We start from the raw sequence: 283 nt of genomic DNA, 5'->3' as shown, positions 1-283 counted from the left end.
CGTGCCAAGGACAGCAAACCGGCCCCCAACCTCGGTCCCCGTGGCGACACCCCGCGCCAGGACATCTCCAGCCAGGTCAGCGGCCCGATCCTCGAACACCTGCACCACAATTTCGCCACGGCCTGGCGCAAGGAAACCGGCGAGGACCTGCTGGCGTCGCGACAGGCCAAGCAAGTCGGGCTGCAACTGCAATGCGCCCCCGGTGCCACGCGGCAGATTGCGCAGATCCTGCGCACCCAGGCCCAGGAGGGCAAACGCGACATCGAGACGCTCTACCTGCAGG

Annotated in this window: 1 pseudogene; it reads left to right on the top strand. The window is 67.8% G+C overall.

Going from position 1 to position 283, the window contains the following annotated elements:
* A pseudogene (locus KW839_RS27375) lies at window positions 1-283 on the top strand (phospholipase); the annotation flags it as partial.

The sequence above is a fragment of the Pseudomonas sp. PDM31 genome (genome assembly GCF_019218965.1).
Lineage (GTDB): Bacteria > Pseudomonadota > Gammaproteobacteria > Pseudomonadales > Pseudomonadaceae > Aquipseudomonas.
The sequence above is the reverse complement of the archived record's forward strand: the minus strand, read 5'-3'. Positions and strand labels throughout refer to the sequence as shown.